This window comes from Streptomyces sp. H39-C1 (assembly GCF_027158125.1).
Taxonomy (GTDB): domain Bacteria; phylum Actinomycetota; class Actinomycetes; order Streptomycetales; family Streptomycetaceae; genus Actinacidiphila; species Actinacidiphila fildesensis.
On record NZ_JAPVLS010000223.1, the window covers coordinates 1 to 2,425 of the forward strand.

Below are 2,425 nucleotides of genomic sequence, written 5' to 3' on the forward strand. Positions count from 1 at the left end.
CGGTCTGGTAGACGCTGATGGCCAGATTCTCCAGAGACGCCGCGGTCTGCAGCGCCATGATGTCGTCCGCGGTGGTGGCCGAGGCCCGCACGGAGGACAGCACTGCCGCTGCCCCCGCCACACCGGCGAGCGTCCCCGACCGCTGCCACCAACGACGCGACCGGGGTGCGGTGGCCTCGGTGAAGTCGTCCAACGCACTGCCGGTGATCCGCAGCGCGTCGCTGTTCAGGTCCTGTGACTGCTCGGTGAGCTCTTCCAGCAGCCGGGTGTCGATGCGCTCTACGCCCATCACGCCCCATCTCTCACATCTCACGGCACCGGCGCGATCGCAGGCGCTCCCACCCAACCTTCGGTGCCGCAAGCCGCTTGGATTGCCGTCCGCCACGCAAACGGGCGAAGGGATCATCCTCACGGGTGAACGCGTCTACTATCAGCTGACGATGCCGGCCGGTACAGCGAGACTGATGAAGGCATGATGGTGCCTACGAGCATCCAATACCACCGGCGCAGTCGAATCCGGTGAGAGCTTCATCGATTGCGGGAGCGTCTTCGGATCATCCCTGCCGGAAACAGCTGCGGCGGTTACAAGACTGCCGAAAGCACAGATATACTCCCATCTCTTTCCGGTGGCACGGGTAAAATCTCGTCGGACCATCTTGCAGTGCACTGGAGGCGTTCGTAGTCGCGGGCGTCGCGACGGGCGATCGTGCTCCAGTCGAGGTCCTGCGGGCGGCCATGTTCGCCGCGCCGTGTGCCACGTTGGCGGCCGCCGCGCACGACCTCGCAGTGGGTGCACCGCCGCCGGTCCGGGCTGGCGGTCTGGGATTCGTCGCGGTTCTCGCACCCGGCTGCATCCTGGCCGGTAGGGAGCGCTCCCTGGCCGGGATCGGCGATGCGATGCTCGCCGCCCAGGCCGCCCTGCACACGGTGTTCGCCGCAGCGCGGTACCGAACCGCGGCACTGCCCGGATGCACGATGCTGATCGCTCACCTCATCCACGGTCCCATCACTCCCCGGGCCACGGTGCCGCACCTGCCGGTGGCGCTGGCCGCCGCGGGCTCGAATGCGCGTATCGGCATTGGAGTGCTCTTCGTGCTCGTCGGCCTCGGCCTGCTGACCGCCTGAGCCGCTGCGGCGGTTCGAACCGTGCGAACGGATCCGGGACGGACTTCCCCGCATCCCGTGCGTTTCCGGCCGGCTCCGCATCCCGTGCCGGGATGCGGAGCCGTTGGCTCACCGTTCCGTCGGGGCGGCCAGGCGGAAGCGGAGCCGGCAGATGACGGCGTCCGTGTCACGACGGACGGCGTGGGCGACGACCGCGCCGCGCTGGTTCTGCAGCAGTCGCTGCCTCAGATGCGCCGGCAGGTCCTGACCTCGCGCAACATCCGAAGTTGCCGCATCACGGACTGGGTCCTACCGCCAAGCGTTGGGCCACTTGCAGATCGTTGCCGATGCCGCTCGACCCGCGCCGACCCTGGCGAGTTGACGCTCGGACGCGCGACTCACTCAGCGCAATTTTACGGCTATATATCGGAATTGATTGCATATGGTCCGTACCATGATTCAGTGACCATCCCGATGGCAACTGGCATGTTCCCAAGGCCCCCGACCGCAGGAGGCTGCAGGTGAGTGAGCGTCCGATCAATGACTACGCGGTTCTGTCGGACTGCCGGTCGGCCGCCCTGGTGGGCTCGGACGGGTCAGTGGACTGGTGGTGTCTGCCGCGTTTCGACAGTCCGGCAGTCTTCGCCCGCCTGCTTGACACCGATGCGGGTCATTGGTCCATTCGTCCGTGTGGAAGTACCGAGGTCAGTCGGCGGTACCGGGACGGCGCCCTGGTGCTCGAGACGACATTCCGCACCCGTACTGGGACGGTCGTCCTGGTGGATGCGCTCGCCGTGGGACGCAGAGAGCGAGGCCATGCGCTCGGCAGCGCCTCCCCCGGGGCGCTCCTGCGGCAGGTCACCTGCAGCGAGGGCAGTGTGGTGGTTGAGGTCAGTTACGCGCCGCGGCCGGAATTCGGCCTGGTCCACCCTCTGATGTCGCCGGTCAAAGGAGGCCTTATCGCGCGCGGTGGCTCCCACAGCCTGATGCTGTCTGTACCGATCGAACTCGCGATCGAGCAGTCCACCGCCCGCTGCGAGATCATGATGCGAGCTGGTGACCGGCTCGACATGGCCTTGCACGCCCACCCAGCCTGGGGCGACGAGCCCAGACCGTGGAGCCGACGACGCATCCGACGGCGCCTGGCGGACACCACCAACAGCTGGCGATCCTGGACAGCGCTGCACCAGGCTTACCGCGGGCCGTGGCAGGAGCAGGTCGAGCACAGCGGGCGGGTACTGCAGGCGCTCACCTTCGCCCCGACGGGGGCGATCGTGGCGGCCGCCACCACCTCGCTCCCCGAGAGCATCGGCGGAGACCG

Annotated in this window: 2 protein-coding genes and 1 pseudogene; 2 read left to right on the plus strand and 1 reads right to left on the minus strand. The window is 67.8% G+C overall.

Going from position 1 to position 2,425, the window contains the following annotated elements; all coding sequences use genetic code 11:
- A pseudogene (locus O3W51_RS47750) lies at positions 1-289 on the minus strand (ferritin-like domain-containing protein); the annotation flags it as partial.
- Positions 290-786: 497 nt separating this feature from the next.
- Here O3W51_RS47750 and O3W51_RS47755 point away from each other — a divergent pair.
- Positions 787-1,125: a hypothetical protein gene (locus tag O3W51_RS47755; RefSeq protein ID WP_269290341.1), complete on the plus strand. Its 339-nt coding sequence runs from the start codon at positions 787-789 to the stop codon at positions 1,123-1,125.
- A 500-nt stretch (positions 1,126-1,625) separates the two neighbouring features.
- On the plus strand, positions 1,626-2,425 hold an 800-nt coding region (locus O3W51_RS47760), incomplete at its 3' end, for a trehalase-like domain-containing protein (RefSeq protein ID WP_269290343.1).